This window comes from Nonomuraea sp. NPDC049129, assembly GCF_040648495.1.
In the GTDB taxonomy this organism is placed as follows: domain Bacteria; phylum Actinomycetota; class Actinomycetes; order Streptosporangiales; family Streptosporangiaceae; genus Nonomuraea.
Genome location: NZ_JBEZDU010000003.1, coordinates 1 through 16101, shown reverse-complemented (window position 1 = coordinate 16101; position 16101 = coordinate 1). Strand labels below are relative to the sequence as shown.

The following is a 16101-nucleotide window of genomic DNA, read 5'->3' as shown; positions in this document are numbered from 1 at the left end:
AGGGCGACGTTAACAGGACGGTGTAATCTTAACAAGAGGACGACGTTTCCTTATCTTGCTCGTATGCTTGGCTCAACCATGACGCGATCGGCGTTTCTCCGGGCCAGGCGCCCGGAGCACAAGCAGCAGCGGCGCGAGGAGATCCTCGCCGCCGCTCGTCGGCTTGCCACTGAATCAGGGGTTCGCAACGTCAGCTTGGGCGGGGTCGCGGCGGCGGTCGGACTGGCGAAGTCCAACGTGGTGCGATATTTCGGGACCCGGGAGGAGATCTACCTCGAACTCACCGTCGAGGAGTGGATCGGCTGGGCGGACGAGGTCGCCGCCCGGCTCGCCACGGCCGCCGGTCCGGACGACGTGGTTGCCGCGCTGACCGACACGCTGGCCGAGCGAACGCTCTTCTGCGACCTGCTGGGCCACGTCTCGATCACGTTGGAGCACAACATCTCGGTCCCGGCGGCTCGTGCCTTCAAGCGGGCCGTGCACAGCGCGATCGACGACCTGGGAGCGCGCGTCGCTCTGGCCTACCCCGGCCTGACCACCGGTGAGGGGGTCGAGCTGGCCGGGGCGGCCGCCGCGCTGGCGGGCACGCTCTTCCCGATGTCGAACCCGCCGCCCGCCCTGCGTGAGCTCTACGCCCAGGACCCCGACATCGCCGCCCGCTGCCTGCCGTTCCAGCCGACGATGAAGCGCATGCTCGCCGCCCTCGCTGCCGGACTGCCCGCACAGCGCTGACCCGCACAGCGCTGACCCGCCGGGTTGACCGCGCCGGGTTGACCGCGCCGGGTTGACCGCGCCGAGCGGGCCGCCGTCTGGTTGGCGGTGCTGGGCGGGTCAGGGCGGCGCGGGTCAGGGTGGGCAGGTCAGGGTGTGGCGAGTGCCTCGGTCGGGGAGAGGCGGGAGGCGCGGATCGCCGGGTACAGTCCGGCGACGGCGCCGATGGCCAGGGTGGCCGCGAGCCCGCCGGCCGTCGCCCACGCGGGGATCACCGCGGGCCACCCCTGGTACAGCGCGTACCCCATGGTGACGCCGGTGCCGAGGAGCACCCCGCCCGCCCCGCCGAGCGCCGAGAGCAGCAGCGACTCGGCGAGGAACTGCGTACGGATCTGCCCGCGCGTCGCGCCGAGCGAGCGGCGCAGGCCGATCTCGGAGCGCCGTTCGAGCACCGAGATGACCATGGTGTTGGCCACCCCGACCCCACCGACCAGCAGCGCCACCGCGCCGACGCCCAGCAGCAGCCCGGTGAACGCCTGGCTGGTCGCCTGCTTGGCGGCCAGCGCGTCGGACGGCCGCGAGACGTCGACCTCGTTGGGCGCCTCTGGATTGGCCGTGCCCGCCAGCACCGAGCGTACGTTCTCCAGCTTCGACTCCTCCGCGCGGGTGTAGAGGGTCGTCGGGTACCCGTCGAAGTCCAGCTCCGCCTCCGCGACGGGCCAGCCGACCAGCACCGCGGTGTCCAGCTCGTCGGCGAGCGGCACCGGGTCGAGTACGCCGACGACCGTGAACCGCTTGCCGCCCACGACCACCTGCGTGTCCGGCCCCGCCGCGCCCACGCCGAGCCGCTGGGCCGCGCTCGACCCGAGCACCGCGGCCGGGTAGCGCTGGGTGGCCGCGTTGAGCCAGGTGCCGCTGCGCAGCGTCGCGCCCACCGTGGCCGGCAGGTCGAGCCGGGCGGCGTAGGTGTTGATGCCGTTGGTCTGCGCCTTGGGCACCTCCTCCGACCGGTAGACCTTGGCCGCGCTGACCTTCCCGGCCGCCGAGACGGCCTGGACCGGCCCGATCCGCTCGATCATCGCCTCCGCCTCGACCGGCATCTTGGCCGGCTCGCCCATCAGCGTCTGCCCGGAGGAGACGGTGAGTAGGTTGGTGCCGAGAGCCGAGAGCGTGCGGTCGAGTTCGGCTCCCGACGAGGATGAGATGCCGACCACGCCGATCATGGCCGCGATGCCGATGGCGATGCCGAGCGCGGACAGGAAGGCCCGCAGCGGGCGGGTCCGCAGGCCGACGGCGCCGACCCGCAGCACATCGCCCGAGCGCATCCTGGCCGGGGTGAGCTTCGGCAGTCCCGCGTGCTCGACGACGGCCGCCATCAGGCCACTCTCTCTTCGGCCGCGGAGTCGGCGACGATCTGGCCGTCGCGCATCCGTACCTGCCGGGGCAGGCTCGCGGCGATCTCCCGGTCGTGCGTGATGATCACGATGGTGGTGCCGGCCGCGTTCAGGTCGTGCAGCAGGTCCATCACCCCGGCGCCCGAGACGGAGTCCAGGGCGCCGGTCGGCTCGTCGGCCAGGAGGAGCGGGGGATCACCCGCCACGGCCCTGGCGATGGCCACGCGCTGCCGCTCGCCGCCGGACAGCTCGTGCGGCTCGTGATCGAGGCGGTGACCGAGCCCGACCCGCTCCAGCGCGGTCGCGGCCCGCCGCCGTCGCTCGGCGCGCCCGATGCCGGTGTAGACGAGGCCGTCGGCCACGTTGTCGATCGCCGGGACCTTGGCGGCGAGGTGGAAGTGCTGGAAGACGAAGCCGATGCGGGTGGCCCGCAGTGCGGAGAGCCGGCCGTCCGACAGTTTCGCCACGTCGTAGCCGTCGATGCGGACGGTTCCCGAGGACGGGCGGTCGAGGGTGCCGACGACGTTGAGCATCGTCGACTTGCCCGAGCCCGACGCGCCGACGATCGCGACGAGCTCGCCGCGCTCGATCTCCAGGGACACCTTGTCCAGCGCGGTGACGCCGCCGGGATAGGAGCGGGTGACGTCAGTCAGGGAGATCATCGGAAATGAGGTCGGTGAAAAGGCCATCATCGGGGCATCCCGACGCTCATGCCCTCGGTGAGGCCGTCGCCGGAGATCTCGACCCGGCCGCCAGAGAACAGACCTGTCTTCACACCGACATATCGGGACTTGCCGCCTTCGACGACCTCCACGCCGTACCCGCCTTCCTGGAGCGCCACGAGCGCGGCGATCGGCACGGTCAGCACGTTCTTGCGCTTCGACGCCGTGAAGGTCACGTCCACCGCGGCCTGGTCGAGTCCCTTGGCGGCCCGCTGCTTACCGAGGGAGACCAGCGCCTCCACCCGCGTCTCGGGCTCCGCGCCCTGCCCGTCGCCCGGTTCGATGACGGTGGCGACCTCGGTGACCTTGCCGGACACGGTCTTGCCGTCGGGCAGCGTGACCGATGCCTTGGCGCCCTTCTTCGCCACCCGCTGGTCCTCCGTCTCCAGCTTGACGGTGATCACCTTGTCGGTGCCGGTGTAGGAGAGCACCTTCTGGCCCGGCGCGGTGGGCTGGCCGGCCTGGGCCTCCAGGCTGTCCACGCGTACCTTGCCGGCGGCGAAGACGACCCGGCCGAGCTCGACGACGCCGGTCTCGTCGAGGTTGCGGTCCTCCTGCCATTCTCTGACCGCGTCGGCCGTGGAGTCGGTGTACTCGTCGTCGACGGTGAAGCCGTCGTAGCCGAGGGCCTTGAGGTTGCGTTCGAGCTGCTCGACGTCCTTGCCCTCGGTGCCGATCCGCAGGTCGCGGTAGGCGGGCGTGGTGCCGTACATCAGCACCACCGGCTTGGCGTCGAGCCGGTACAGGGACTTGCCCCTGCCGACCGTGTCACCGCTGTCCGGCAGCCAGGTGACCGTGCCCGGCTTCCTGCTCACCGCCGTGGTGGTCGGTCCGTAACCGAGGTCGCCGTCGGCCTCTCGCGTGTCGAGCAGCGTCTGCCTGGTCACCGTGGTGGTGGCGGGCGGCAGGGCGCCGGCCGTCTTGCCCGCCGCCCGGTCGCCGCCCAGGAGGCCCATGCCGTTCACGGCCGCGCCGGCCGTACCGATGACGGCGAGCGCGAGGAGCAGGCCCGCGACCCGCCTGCCGCGCCCGCGGCGGCGGCGCGGGCGATCCCCGCCCGCCGCCGCCTTGTCGTCGAGGGTGGCTGTGGACATCAGGAGCCGCCCTGGCCCATCTGGGGCAGGAACTCCTTCGAGCACTTCTCCTGCGCGGCCTTGAAGTCCGGGTCGTCGCCGGCCTCACCGGTCATGCGCAGCGCGCCGCCGTCAGGGTCGGGGAAGGCCTCGACGCCGTTGTCCCGCATGCATTGGGAGAACTTGCGCATCTGCTCGGCCATCTTGGGGTCCACCTTCCCGCCCGGGCCACTGCCGTTCGGCGCGTACTCCTTGCAGGCCTCCTGCGCCTTCCGCGCCGTCTCCGGGGAGATGCTCTTGTCCATCTTGAGCAGGACTCCCTTGCCGGGCTCGGGGTCGTCCATGGGGACGCCGTTCTCGCGCATGCACTGGGCGAACTTGAGCCCCATCCCCGCCCGGTCCACGCTGGCCGAGGCGCTGGGGGCGGCGGCAGGTTTGCCGCTGCTCACCGATGCCACGTCGGAGCCCGCCGGGTCGTTCGCGCCGCAGCCCGCCAGGGCCAGCGTCAGTGCGAGCGGGATCGCGGCCAGGATGCCTCGTCGTCTCATGGTCTTCTCTTTCTGCTTTGGCAGATCGGCTGTACGAGACGGAAGCCAACAGCGCACGCCGTTTCCCCGGCGTTTCCATGGGTGCTAACGCCGAACAAACAGCGCAACCGGCACGATCGCCCCAGTACATGACCGAAGGGGACGAGGGCGCGATGCGGGTGCTGGTGGTCGAGGACGAGCGCATGCTCGCCGACGCGATAGCCGAGTGGCTGCGCGAGGAGACGCACGCGGTCGACACCGCGCACGACGGGGAGGCGGCGTTGGAGCGCATCGCGGTCAACGACTACGACGTGGTCGTCCTGGACCGTGATCTGCCGCTCGTCCATGGTGACGACGTCTGCCGGGAGCTGGTGGAGTCCGCGTCGACCGCGCGGGTGCTGATGCTCACCGCCGCCGCCGAGATCGGCGACCGGGTGACCGGGCTCTCCCTCGGCGCCGACGACTACCTGGCCAAGCCGTTCGCGTTCCCCGAGCTCGCGGCCCGCGTCCTGGCGCTCGGGCGGCGCTCGCGTCCGGCCGCGCCGCCGGTGCTGCGGCGCGCGGGGATCACCCTCGATCCCGCTCGCCGGGAGGTGTTCAGGAACGGCAGGTACGTGCCGCTGTCGAAGAAGGAGTTCGCCGTGCTGGCCGAGCTGCTGCTCGCCGACGGGGCCGTGGTGCCCGCCGAACACCTGCTGGAGAAGGCGTGGGACGAGCACGCCGACCCGTTCACCAGCGCGGTCCGCCTGACCATCCTCAAGCTGCGCCGCAAGCTCGGCGAGCCGCCGGTCGTGGAGACCGTGTCGGGAGTGGGGTACCAGATTCCATGACCACTCCCACGCTCCGCAGCAGGCTCACCCTTGTGTACAGCACGCTGTTCTTCGTCGCGGGACTGACGCTGCTCGGCGTCACGTACTTGCTGTTCAACCAGCAGCTCGAGCAAAAGACGGTATCCATCATCGTCAGAGGCGGAGGTCCCGGCTCGCTGGACACCAACACGGGCTCGCTGGACGGCGACAAGGCCATGAACTGGATGAAGCAGCAGCAGAGCCTGCTACGCGGCGCCGCGACCACCTCGCTGCTCACCCAGGGCGCGATCGCGCTGGTCGTGGTCGGCGGCGCGGCCTCGGGTGTGGGGTGGCTGGTCGCCGGACGGGTGCTCACGCCGCTCCGCCAGGTGACCGAGACCGCGCGGCGGATCGCGGCCGCGCCGGTCGCCGAGCGCGGCCTGCACGAGCGGATCGCGCTGAACGGCCCGGCCGACGAGGTGAAGGAGCTGGCCGACACCTTCGACACCATGGTCGAACGGCTCGACCACTCCTTCGACGGGCAGCGCAGGTTCGTCGCCAACGCCTCGCACGAGCTGCGCACCCCGCTGACGCTGAACCGCGCGCTGGTGGAGCTGGCCATGCACCGCCGTACGGCCTCGGCCGACGTCAAGCAGCTCGGCGAGAGCCTGCTGGAGATCAACGCCAGGCATGAGCGGCTCATCTCCGGGCTGCTGCTCCTGGCCCGCGCCGAGCACGAGATCGGCGATCGGTCACCCGTGGATCTGGCCGACGTGGTGAGCCACGTGATCGCGCAGGCCACCGCCGAGGCCACGGAGTCGAAGATCACCCTGCACGAGGCGGCCGGCCCCGCGCCGACCAGCGGGGACGCGCTCCTACTCGAACGGCTGGTGCACAACCTGGTCGAGAACGGGATCCGGCACAACATCGACGACGGCACCGGCTGGGTGCGGGCCGCCAGCCGCATCGCGTATGACGGGCGCGTCGAGGTGGAGGTCAGCAACACCGGGCCCGCCGTGCCGCCGTACGAGATCCCGACGCTGTTCAAGCCCTTCCGCCGGCTCGGCCCCGAACGCGTGGTCACGGCCAAGAGCGCGGGGCTGGGGTTGTCCATCGTGCGCTCGATCGCGCTCGCGCACGGCGGCGAGGTCTCGGCCCGTCCCCGCGAAGGCGGCGGCCTGATCGTGACGGCCACCCTGCCACGCCAGAGCCCGGCCCACCACTAGACCCGTGCCCGCTCACTGGGCACTGCCCGGAGCAGTAGGCAATGCTCCACGCATCTGGGCCGATGCGCCGGAGATCATCGACCGCCGGCGACGTGAAGACGACGTCGGACACCTGTCACATCACTCGTCGTCCGGGAGGGCGGCCAGCGACTCGCGAGTATGCCCGAAAGCGGCGATTACCTCATCGAGCGAGACTCGCTCTCCCGTATCCGTGACCGACCGGGCAAGTACAAGCGCCAAATCACGCAGATCGGCCCCCGCCTCCTCCAACTCGTTGAGTCGGCGCATGCTCACCACGGCCGCCATCGACGCGACCGTCCGCTCACCCTCCAGCACCATGCGAATGGCTTCTTCCTTGAACTCCGGCGAGAACTGCCTACGACGCCTCGTCACGTACCCACCTCTTCCAGACTTCTGTCAGCTTGTAGCCGACTGTCCGGAATCTGCTGGGCATCTCACGGTTGCTGCCGTCACTCACTTTGTCGCCCGGCAATCCAGCTGATCAACCAGCCCAGACCAACTCGTAGATGGTGATCAGCTCAGCTTTTTCATCGACGTGGAAGTGAAGCAGGCCGTAATCACCAAAGGTGGCCTGCCGGTAATCCGTACGTCCGGGATACAGCACCTGCGCATCCCACGGCTCCTCCAGCAGATCGGCCGTCCGCTCAACCAGAGCCGTCAGGGCAGCATCGGGGAAGTCCTTCATCCTCGCCACCGCCGAAGAAGACAGAACCGGGCGAAAGCTCACGTACGCCGCGCCCGAGCCAGGCGCTCTTCCCAGTCGGGAATCGCCTCCTCAAACGCCATGACCTCGCCTGCGCCCCGGGCCGCCTCCTCAGCACGCTGATCGTAGGTGGGATCGGAGAAGGCGATCGAGTTCAGCCACCACAGGTTGAGGACCTCGGGCAGGCGATGGTATTCACCCGGCTCACGAGCTGCCTCCCACGCCTCGTGATACTGGGCCAGGAACACCGGACGCCACTTCTCCGGCAGCGCCCGAAGAATCGCTTCCGGGTCGTACCGAGGATCATGGACAGGCTGCGCGCTCATCCCCCCACGTTACCCGTCGGCTCCCCTCGCGCCCCAGAATCCGCACCATCTGAGAGGTCACTCCACTACAGGGGGCAGACGCCTTGTCGATCAGCTCCCGGGATTCATGAGGAGCAAGCTCATTCCGCCACCGCCGCCTTCCGTGAGGACTGTGCCCCCATAGCCAGGCCTTGCGCTCCGGAGGTCGGGTTGCCATCGAATCACCGGCTTACTGCAGCTTGACGCGACTCTGGAGCCTGCTCTCGGCCTGAAGGTTTCCGGTCAGTTCCTCCAAGGTCGCCCCGCAACGGACATTCGACAGCCCGCTGTCTCTGGGCACGAGGTTTTCGCGGATCGCGACCCAGCCGTCGGCCATGCCGATGATCTGCCATCCGGGGAACCTGCTGAGCACTTGCTGCAAGGCGCGCTTCCGGTTCGGCTCCCAGCCCGTACGCCACCAGAACCCGTCATGGTGACACCAGACGACGAGCCCGACCCACACGGAGACGAGCGCGATCCCGTAGCCGTCGTGTACGTCGCCAGGGACGTTCAGGTGGATTAACTCCCGCTGCAACTGCTCAGCCGCGTCCAGCGACGTAATGACCTCAGGGCCGGGCCGCGCGTGCTGTGGGTACATCCACCTACCTCCAGTGACTTCGGTGCCAGTACGCCAAGTGAAGCCAGGCCGACGGGACCTTTGAACTTCGCCGCAGCCCGTTGTCGGGACGTGTTGAGCCACCGAGAAACGTCCCAAGACGGCCTTGAAACGTCCCGGACGTTCGCGTCCAATGGAATGCGTGAACGAGCGGCTACGCACAGCAATGCTTCGCCACGGGGTGGCCCTGGAGGGCCTGGCCGAGACGTGTGGCGTCGAACCCAAGACGGTCGAACGCTGGATCAACACAGGCCGGGTTCCACACCGTCGGCACAGGTGGGCGGCGGCGAAACTGCTGACCGCTGACGAGACGTACCTGTGGCCTGACGTGCTGGAAAGCAGCGAGGCGCGCCGGGGCAGGGCGAACCGGTCGGAACTCGTAGAGGTCTTCCCCGACCGCGCCAGCGTGCCTCGTGAGCTGTGGCTACGGCTCCTCACCGACGCTCAGGAGCGGGTGGACGTCCTGGTCTTCTCAGGGACGTTCTACGCTCAGACACAACCCAAGATCGCCCGATTGCTGATTGAGATCGCGCGGTGTGGTGTTGCCGTCAGGTTGTGCTTCGGCGACCCCAGCGCACAGTCTGTGGAGACGCGAGATCGCGAGGAAGGACTCGGCGGAACGCTGGCCGCCAAGATCCGCTCATCCCTGACGTACTACCGGGCGCTGCCCGACCTGGATGGCTGCGAGATACGGCTTCACTCCACGACACTGTATGCCTCGCTGTTCCGCTACGACGATGACATCCTGGTCAACCCGCACGCGTACGGCGAACCGGCGTCGGCAAACCCGACCTTTCACTTCCGCCGCCTCGACGGCGGGACGATAGCCGACCACTACATGTCATCGTTCGAGCGAGTCTGGGCCGGAGCCGTTCCGTGGTCCGGCGCGGAGATCTGAAAGGCATCCCACATGGGACGAGTCGAGTACTGGAACGACCCGAACGCCCCGAAGGCGAACAGCCTGGTGCCGGCCTGCGGGACGGTCACTGTGGACGACGCGGGCCGCATCCTCATGCAGTGCCGGCGGGACACCGGTCAGTGGGCGTTGCCGATGGGCAAGATGGAGATCGGCGAGACGCCCTCGCAGTGCGCCGTGCGGGAGACCGAGGAGGAGACCGGCGTTCGTGTCGAGCCGGTCGGCATCCTCGGAATCTACTCCGACCCCGGCCACATCGTGGCCTACACGGATGGGGAGGTCCGCCAGGAGTACGAGGTCATGCTGATCGCCCGTCCGGTCGGCGGCCGGCCCGAGGCCAATGATGAGGCGAGCGACGTGCGGTGGGTCGAGCCGGGCGAGTTGCGCATGCTGGACATTCATCCGACTCAGTGGCGGCAGCTCAACGACTACCTGGAGCAGAGGCATTCCCACGTCGATTGAGCTAAGCCAGCTCGGAACGGTCGTGTCCCGTACGACGTTAGGGGCGCGGTCCGAAGCCCTGGTCGGCGAGCCAGGTGGCGCAGAGGCTTGGCCAGGTGGACGCGGCCAGGTCGCTCTGGGCGAGCCCGAGCCTGTGCTTGCCCTCGGGAAAGACATGCAGCTCGTACGGCCTGCCCGCGCGACCGAGCGCGTCGGCGAAAGAAGCTAATAGCTATAACCGATATAGAGAGACTCTCAAGGAACCGACATGGCGCTGATGAGCCCTTGATGACGAGCAGGATCAAGGACGTCCACGAGCATCCAAAGCGAACAGATCAACTTCGGCTCCAGCGAGGTCAGCCGGCCCAGAGGAGGTCGATGATGCGCAAGGCCCGGGTCTCCTCATCGAGGATGAACGTCATCATGCCTTGGCCGTTATCTCCGAAGAAGGCGTGCCTCACCGCGGACTGACCAGGACGCTCCGCGACCGCGTCCCACGGATCGCGGAGGAGTTCAAGAAGACGCTCCAGCAGCGGGCCGTCACGGACCTCCTCGGGAAGACCGTTCAGCTCGTAGAGGGCGCGTCCGTGGAAACCGTCGAACTTGTAGCTCACACCCGGCCTTCCCACTCCGGCGGGGTGTAGCGCGTGAACATCTCTGTACGGTTCTGGAGAGCGTCCTGGACGGCTTCCTCGTAGCCCGGACGGGCGTAGGCGATCGCACGCAGGCGCCACTGACGCAACAGCGTCTGCACCTGCTTGAAGCGGGCCAAGTCGTGCGCGGCCTCCAAAGCCTCGTCGTACTCCGCCCGGAACAGGGCACGGTGCGACGGCGGAAGCGCCTCGAAGATCGCGGCCGGATCCTCACCTGGATCACGACGCGCAACGGGCTCCACAGGCTGAGCGGTCATACCGACCAACCTATCTTCCCGAGCATGAAAGCGCGCCCATCATGCTCTCGCTCAGTCACCCCCAGTCGCGCCTGTCGCTGTAGCTTTTGTGAAGTACGGTTGAGTCAACTATAGTTCGGTCAACTATACTTCGACTCATGCGGAAGCCTCAGCATGTGTTCGGCCGTGAGCGAGAGTGGGCGGGCCTGGTCTCGTTCGCTTCGGAAGCGGGCCCGGGAGCTCGGCTCGGTGTGGTGAGCGGCCGCCGCCGCCAAGGGAAGAGTTATCTCCTGCAGGCCTTGGCGAGCAGCATGGGCGGCATCTACTTCCCCGCGCTCGAGGTGACGGAGGCGGTGGCGTTGCGCCTCTTCGCGGACGAACTGATCAGATTCACCGGCGCGCCTGTTCCGGCCTTCCGCGATTGGATCGACGCCATCCCCTACCTCTTCGGGGTCGTGCGCGATCGGGCGGTGCCTGTCGTTTTTGATGAGTTTCCGTATCTTGTCAAGGCATCCCCAGAGCTTCCCTCGATCATCCAGCGGGAGTTGGGTCCTGGCGGCTCCGGAGCCGCCAGCACGGCCAGGGTGCTGCTCTGCGGTTCAGCGATGTCGGTGATGGGCGGTTTGTTGTCCGGTACGGCTCCGCTACGCGGACGCGCGGGACTGGAAATGGTCATCAGGCCCTTCGACTACCGCCAGGCCGCCCGCTTTTGGGGGATCAGCGACCCGCGTCTGGCGGCCCAGGTACACGCGGTGGTGGGTGGGACACCGGCCTACCGGAAGGAGTTCGTCCGTGGTGATGTCCCGGCTGGGCCGGCGGATTTCGACGACTGGGTGATCAGATCCGTGTTGAACGCCGAGGTCCCGTTGTTCAGGGAGGCCCGCTACCTGTTGGCGGAAGAGACGGAGATCCGCGACCCGTCGCTCTACCACTCCGTCCTTGCCGCCGTCGCCGACGGCAACACGACGTCAGGGGGAATCGCCGGCTACGTGGGGCGGAAGTCCAACGAGATCGCGCATCCGCTCCGCGTCCTGGAAGACAGCCATCTCCTGGTCAAAGAGCGCGATCTCTTCCGGCCGAACCGCAGCTACTACCGGGTGGCCGAACCGCTCATCACGTTCTATCAGGCGATCATGGTCAGGGAGTGGGCGCGGTTGGAGCGCGGGGACGCGGCGACGGTGTGGCGGGGCAGCAGGGCACGCTTCCTGTCGCAGGTCGTCGGCCCCCATGTCGAGATGCTCTGCCGCGAGTACGCCCTGCATGCCGATACCGCGGCCGGTGAGGTGGGGAGTGGAGTCGTACCCGATCCCGCCAATCGCACGCAGATCCAGGTCGATGTCGCTGTTCTGGCGCCCGCGGATCACGGACGCCCGCGACGGGTTCTCTCACTGGGCGAGGTCAAGTGGGACATGGTCATGGGAGCCGAGCATGTGGCCCGGCTCCGGCGCGCGCGCGATCTGCTCACGGCAAAGGGGTACGACACCCGCGACACGGTGCTCACGTGTTATTCGGGCGCCGGGTTCACCCGGGACCTCGGCGCCGAACCAGGGAGCGACGTGCGCCTGATCACACTTGACGACCTCTACGGTTGATCGCCAGCTTGCAACGGTCGTGTCCTGTGCGGCGCTTTAGCCTCTAACGCGCAGGTCAGCGTACGGATTCGCCGATAGAAGCCAGGTGGTTACGCCCTGGTTATGGCGAATCGATCACAGTCGTCGGTCAGAAACCCTTCGACGACGGGACGCTATGCGAAGATCACTCCTGCCGGCTCTCGCACTGACCTTGCTCGCGGTCCTCCTGATGCCCACCGCGCCGGCCGCCGCGCGGACATCGGGGATCGATTGGCAGCCGTGCGATCAGGACGCCACCGCCGAGTGCGGCACCCTGACCGTGCCCATCGACTGGGCCACGCCCGGGAGCGGCACCATTGACCTGGCATTGGCCAGGCGCAAGGCCACCGACGCCACGAAGCGGATCGGCTCGCTGGTGGTCAACCCCGGTGGCCCGGGCGTCTCGGGCGTGGATTTCGCCCTCTTCTCGGATCGTTTCCTGAGCGCCGAGCTCACGAAAAGCTTTGACATCGTCGGTTTCGACCCGCGCGGGGTGGGACGCAGCCATCCCGTCGTGTGCTCCAGCGCCCTGCTGCGCGCGATGCCGGACACTCTCATGAGGAGCCAGGCCGACTTCGAGGCCCGCATCGCCTACAACAAGCGGCTCCGCGAGGACTGCGAGGCCAGGACCGGGCCGCTGTTCGACCATGTCAGCACGGTGAGCGTGGTGCGTGATCTGGAGGCCATCCGCGCCGCGCTGGATGAGGAGCGGGTGACGTTCTACGGGGTCTCGTACGGAACGCTGATCGGCCAGCAGTACGCCGAGCGATATCCCGGCAGAGTGCGGGCACTGGTCCTCGACAGCAACTTCGACCACAGCCTGGGCACCGGCGCCTACCTCGACACCGCCGCCATCAACGCGGAGAGCGCCTTCGACGAGTTCGCCGACTGGTGCGCCAAGAACGCGACGTGCCCGCTGCACGGCAAGGACGTGCGCGCCTTCTGGGCGAAACTCCTGGCCCGCGCCGACCGCGGCGAACTACACCAGCCAGGACAGCCGGATATTCCACTCACCAGCTGGGATTTGATCGACCAGGCCTTCGGCGCCTTCTACGGGCCGTACTGGACGGAACTGGCCGAGTCCCTGCTGGCCACGGACACCGCGGCTGCGGCGAAGACGCCGTCGGGCGAGGCAAGCCAGGCCGAGGAGCTGTCGCCGTTCCCGCGGGCGGTCTTCTGCCAGGACTTCTCCTTTCCCGTCCGTGACTACCGCGAGTACGCCGCGCGCCTGGATCGCCAGCGCGCCCTTGCGCCGGACATGCGTTACAACCCCGCCGCGTTGTACGCGATCGCCGCATGCCTGGACTGGCCCACGCCGATCCCTAACCCTCAACACCGCTTGAACGTTGACGGCACACCGCCCATCCTGGTGGCCAACGCGCTCTACGATCCCGCCACCAGCTACCTGTGGGCGGCCGGTGTGGCGGGCCAGATAGGGCGCGAGGCGGCGCTGCTCACCTACGAGGGCTGGGGGCACGGCGTCTATGGCCGTAGCGACTGCGTCACAGGCGCGATGGACCGCTACCTGATCTCGCTGACCGTGCCCACCGCCGCGGGAAGCCGCTGCCCCGCGATCCCCCCGCCCGCCGTCGGGCTGAACCGATCGCCATCAGGTGTACAGCAGTTCCTGGTCGAGTAGCAAGGGCCTCGCCGTCGCGCACGGCCACGCCGCCCTCGACCATCGCCGGCTGCTGAAGATCGGTAGGGTCCCCGGTGGTCGCTCGCCCTGCCGCGTCACGCTCACAGGAGCAGGCCGAACAGCCGGGTCATGCGCTCCCAGTGCTCGCTGGAGGGGTTCTTGAGATCGGGTTCGACGATCTTGAACGCCTGGGCGAGCGCCATGGACAGCCCGCCCGCCACGGCCGGCAGCCGGGCCTCGGCGTCCACGCTGAGCGACAGGTCGAGCGGCGGCAGCGCGGTGAGCTGCTCCAAAATCGGCGTCAGCTCCAGCTCCTCGTCGAGGTCGCGGAAGCCGTGCATGTTCTCCTGCAGGCCCTTGGTGATGGGCAGGTCCCATGGCTGGATGATGTCGCGCCTGTTCTCCTTGGCCGCGGCTTCGGCGACGACGAGCATGTCGTACAGCTTGCTATTGACGAAGTCGTTGAAGCGCTTGAGGTCGTTCTTGTCCACGTTGAGTCCTGCGGCGGCGCGGAAGAAGCGCTCGAACCTGGAGTGTGCCATGACCGGCATGTGGATCACCGTCTCCTCTGTCGATTTTCTGTGGTGGTGAACCGTTCGTACACCAGGCGTACGGCCATGGCGCCCTCCCCTACCGCGGAGGCGACCCGCTTGACCGATCCGCTGCGGACGTCGCCCACGGCGAAGACGCCCAGGTGGTCGGTCTCCAGGGGAAGCAGTGCGTTCCAGGTGGTGCGCTGTCCCGTGATGACGAAGCCGCGGTCGTCGAGCGGCACGGCGCCCTCCAGCCACTTGGTGTGTGGGTCGGCGCCGATGAAGACGAACATCGCCCTGGTGGCGATCTCCAGGGACTTCCCCGTGCGCCGGTTGTGGACGCGGACGCCGGTCAGCGTGCCGTCGCCGATGAGCTGGCGTACCTCGGTGTTGAGCATGATCTCGATGCCGGGCGTGCGGTCGAGCTCGTCGGCGAGGTAGTGGGACATGCTGGCGCGCACGTCGTCGCCGCGTACGAGCACCCGCACCGACGAGGCGTTCCTGGCCAGGTAGAGTGCCGCCTGACCGGCGGAGTTGCCGCCTCCGACGATGACCACCGGCGAGTCGCTGCACATGCGCAGCTCGAAGGGCGTCGCCGCGTAGTAGACGCCGGATCCCTCGTACTTCTCCAGCTCGGGGACGTCGAGCTTCCGGTAGCGGGCGCCGGTGGCGATGATCACGGCGTGGCCCTTGATGGTGTTGCCGTCCTCGACGAGGACGCTGTAGAAGCAGTCGTCCGGCTGCAGGCCGGTCGCCTCGGCCGGGACGGTCAGCGCCGCGCCGAACTTCCGCGCCTGGATGACGGCGCGCTCGGCGAGCTCGGCGCCCGAGATGCCGGAGGGGAAGCCGAGGTAGTTCTCGATGCGGGAGGAGGTGCTGGCCTGCCCGCCCGTGGCCACGGCGTCGAGTACGACGGTCGTCAGCCCTTCCGAGGCCCCGTACACGGCGGCGGCCAGACCGGCCGGGCCGGCGCCCACGATGACCAGGTCGCAGACGCCGTCGCCGGGCACCGGGGCGGGCAGGCCGATCGCCTTCGCCAGCTCGGCGACGGTCGGGCTGCGCAGGACCTTGTCGCCGCGCCAGATCACCACTGGGGTGTCCGCGGCCGGGATGCGTAGCTCGCGCAGCAGCGCGTTCGCCTCCTCGTCTTCCTCCAGGTCGATCCACCGGTGCGGCACCCTGTTGCGGGCGGCGAACTCGCGCAGCCGCTTGCAGTCCGCCGAATAGCGGGAGCCGATGATGCGGAAGCCGGTGCCCAGCCCGATCAGCAGGGACCGCCGGGTCAGGTAGGCCCGCAGGATGAGGTCGCCGAGCGCCTGGTCGTGCGCCACGAGCGCGCGCACCTCCTCGGCCGGGACGGCCAGCACCTCGCCTGGCTCCTGGACGACGGCGGTCAGGAATGCCGCCTGGCCGGTGAGCAGGCTGAGCTCGCCGAGGAAGCGGCCCGGGCCTTGGACGGCGATCGTCTTCTCGTCCGGGCCGGAGCCGTGCCCCTCGACCATGGCCACCTTGCCGCTCAGCACGACGATGAACTCCGTGGTGGGCTCCCCCTCCCTGAACAGGACGTCGCCGAGCGAGACGGCCCGGCGCTCGCCGTGGGGCGAGAGCTCGGCGAGCTGCGCCTCGCTCAGCCGGGGGAAGGCGCCGTATAGATCCGGCGTCTCGGGGACCGGCGTCATGTGCGCGTCCTGACCGCGTCCTCGACCCATCGGCGCAGCTCGTGGGCGGGCGAGGCCCCCGCCCGCTGGGCGACGACCTCGCCGCGGACCATCATCATGAGCATCGGAATGTGCTTGATCGTGAAGCGCTCGGACAGGCGGGGCGACCGGTCCACGTCGACTTTGACGAGTTTGACGCGGCCGGCCAGGTCCTGGGAGATCTGTTCGAGTGCGGGCGTGACCATCCGGCACGGCCCGCACCAGTCCGCCCAGAAGTCGACGATGACCGG

20 protein-coding genes are annotated in these 16101 nt (G+C 68.7%); 7 read left to right on the top strand and 13 right to left on the bottom strand.

The features are described 5' to 3' along the window. The first annotated feature begins 78 nt into the window (after positions 1 to 78). Positions 79 to 732, top strand: coding sequence for a TetR family transcriptional regulator (locus tag AB0B64_RS09490; RefSeq protein WP_358176041.1), 654 nt, complete (start codon positions 79 to 81; stop codon positions 730 to 732). 128 nt (positions 733 to 860) lie between these two features. Here the strand turns inward: AB0B64_RS09490 and AB0B64_RS09485 are convergent, their stop codons facing one another. From AB0B64_RS09485 to AB0B64_RS09470, 4 genes are read right to left on the bottom strand one after another with little or no spacing between them, the layout of a single operon-like run. Continuing rightward, a complete protein-coding gene (locus AB0B64_RS09485) occupies positions 861 to 2087 on the bottom strand; it encodes an ABC transporter permease (RefSeq protein WP_358176039.1) in 1227 nt (408 codons plus the stop codon). After that, the gene (locus tag AB0B64_RS09480; protein ID WP_358176036.1) at positions 2087 to 2767 is read right to left on the bottom strand and encodes an ABC transporter ATP-binding protein; all 681 of its coding nucleotides are present in this window, start codon (positions 2765 to 2767) and stop codon (positions 2087 to 2089) included. Before AB0B64_RS09480 ends, AB0B64_RS09485 begins: the two co-directional genes overlap by 1 nt. 26 nt (positions 2768 to 2793) lie before the next feature. After that, positions 2794 to 3921, bottom strand: coding sequence for a peptidoglycan-binding protein (locus tag AB0B64_RS09475; RefSeq protein WP_358176034.1), 1128 nt, complete (start codon positions 3919 to 3921; stop codon positions 2794 to 2796). Further along, a complete protein-coding gene (locus AB0B64_RS09470; RefSeq protein ID WP_358176031.1) occupies positions 3921 to 4448 on the bottom strand; it encodes a hypothetical protein in 528 nt (175 codons plus the stop codon). Before AB0B64_RS09470 ends, AB0B64_RS09475 begins: the two co-directional genes overlap by 1 nt. Before the next feature lie 152 nt (positions 4449 to 4600). On the opposite strand from AB0B64_RS09470, the gene AB0B64_RS09465 reads away from it, so the two are divergent. Together AB0B64_RS09465 and AB0B64_RS09460 are read left to right on the top strand one after the other, a co-directional pair. Next, positions 4601 to 5257, top strand: a complete 657-nt coding sequence (locus tag AB0B64_RS09465) for a response regulator transcription factor (protein WP_357939754.1) — start codon at positions 4601 to 4603, stop codon at positions 5255 to 5257. Next, positions 5254 to 6441, top strand: coding sequence for a HAMP domain-containing sensor histidine kinase (locus AB0B64_RS09460; RefSeq protein WP_357939062.1), 1188 nt, complete (start codon positions 5254 to 5256; stop codon positions 6439 to 6441). The genes AB0B64_RS09465 and AB0B64_RS09460 overlap by 4 nt, the downstream gene beginning before the upstream one ends. Before the next feature lie 120 nt (positions 6442 to 6561). Here AB0B64_RS09460 and AB0B64_RS09455 read toward each other — a convergent pair whose 3' ends face one another. The 4 genes from AB0B64_RS09455 to AB0B64_RS09440 form a co-directional block, all read right to left on the bottom strand. Beyond that, positions 6562 to 6834, bottom strand: coding sequence for a transposase (locus AB0B64_RS09455; RefSeq protein WP_358176028.1), 273 nt, complete (start codon positions 6832 to 6834; stop codon positions 6562 to 6564). 109 nt (positions 6835 to 6943) lie between these two features. Next, positions 6944 to 7147 carry a hypothetical protein gene (locus tag AB0B64_RS09450; protein WP_225299885.1) on the bottom strand — a complete coding sequence of 68 codons (204 nt, stop codon included), beginning with the start codon at positions 7145 to 7147 and terminating at the stop codon, positions 6944 to 6946. Between the two features lie 38 nt (positions 7148 to 7185). Continuing rightward, on the bottom strand, positions 7186 to 7491 hold the full coding sequence (locus AB0B64_RS09445) for a DUF6247 family protein (protein WP_357939066.1): 306 nt from the start codon (positions 7489 to 7491) through the stop codon (positions 7186 to 7188). 208 nt (positions 7492 to 7699) lie between these two features. Next, on the bottom strand, positions 7700 to 8107 hold the full coding sequence (locus AB0B64_RS09440; protein ID WP_358176025.1) for a hypothetical protein: 408 nt from the start codon (positions 8105 to 8107) through the stop codon (positions 7700 to 7702). A gap of 199 nt (positions 8108 to 8306) precedes the next feature. Between AB0B64_RS09440 and AB0B64_RS09435 the strand changes: the two genes are divergently transcribed. Further along, on the top strand, positions 8307 to 9023 hold the full coding sequence (locus tag AB0B64_RS09435) for an XRE family transcriptional regulator (RefSeq protein ID WP_357939073.1): 717 nt from the start codon (positions 8307 to 8309) through the stop codon (positions 9021 to 9023). A gap of 12 nt (positions 9024 to 9035) precedes the next feature. Further along, positions 9036 to 9503: an NUDIX domain-containing protein gene (locus tag AB0B64_RS09430; protein WP_357939075.1), complete on the top strand. Its 468-nt coding sequence runs from the start codon at positions 9036 to 9038 to the stop codon at positions 9501 to 9503. A 335-nt stretch (positions 9504 to 9838) separates the two neighbouring features. Here the strand turns inward: AB0B64_RS09430 and AB0B64_RS09425 are convergent, their stop codons facing one another. Both AB0B64_RS09425 and AB0B64_RS09420 read right to left on the bottom strand, forming a co-directional pair. Beyond that, positions 9839 to 10096 carry a hypothetical protein gene (locus AB0B64_RS09425; protein ID WP_357652685.1) on the bottom strand — a complete coding sequence of 86 codons (258 nt, stop codon included), beginning with the start codon at positions 10094 to 10096 and terminating at the stop codon, positions 9839 to 9841. Next, complete coding sequence (locus AB0B64_RS09420; RefSeq protein WP_357939077.1) at positions 10093 to 10392, bottom strand: DUF6247 family protein; 300 nt, start codon at positions 10390 to 10392, stop codon at positions 10093 to 10095. The genes AB0B64_RS09425 and AB0B64_RS09420 overlap by 4 nt, the downstream gene beginning before the upstream one ends. Before the next feature lie 137 nt (positions 10393 to 10529). Between AB0B64_RS09420 and AB0B64_RS09415 the strand changes: the two genes are divergently transcribed. Together AB0B64_RS09415 and AB0B64_RS09410 are read left to right on the top strand one after the other, a co-directional pair. Beyond that, positions 10530 to 11963 (top strand): ATP-binding protein, encoded by a 1434-nt coding sequence (locus AB0B64_RS09415; RefSeq protein ID WP_358176022.1) that lies wholly within the window; start codon positions 10530 to 10532, stop codon positions 11961 to 11963. Positions 11964 to 12117: 154 nt separating this feature from the next. Beyond that, the gene (locus AB0B64_RS09410) at positions 12118 to 13620 is read left to right on the top strand and encodes an alpha/beta hydrolase (protein ID WP_358176019.1); all 1503 of its coding nucleotides are present in this window, start codon (positions 12118 to 12120) and stop codon (positions 13618 to 13620) included. A gap of 101 nt (positions 13621 to 13721) precedes the next feature. Here the strand turns inward: AB0B64_RS09410 and AB0B64_RS09405 are convergent, their stop codons facing one another. The 3 genes from AB0B64_RS09405 to trxA all read right to left on the bottom strand — a co-directional run. Continuing rightward, a complete protein-coding gene (locus AB0B64_RS09405) occupies positions 13722 to 14171 on the bottom strand; it encodes a DUF1931 family protein (protein ID WP_357939083.1) in 450 nt (149 codons plus the stop codon). 5 nt (positions 14172 to 14176) lie between these two features. After that, positions 14177 to 15832: an FAD-dependent oxidoreductase gene (locus tag AB0B64_RS09400; protein ID WP_358176016.1), complete on the bottom strand. Its 1656-nt coding sequence runs from the start codon at positions 15830 to 15832 to the stop codon at positions 14177 to 14179. Beyond that, a partial coding sequence (gene trxA, locus AB0B64_RS09395) for a thioredoxin (protein WP_358176013.1) occupies positions 15829 to 16101 on the bottom strand: 273 nt, incomplete at its 5' end. The genes trxA and AB0B64_RS09400, both read right to left, overlap by 4 nt.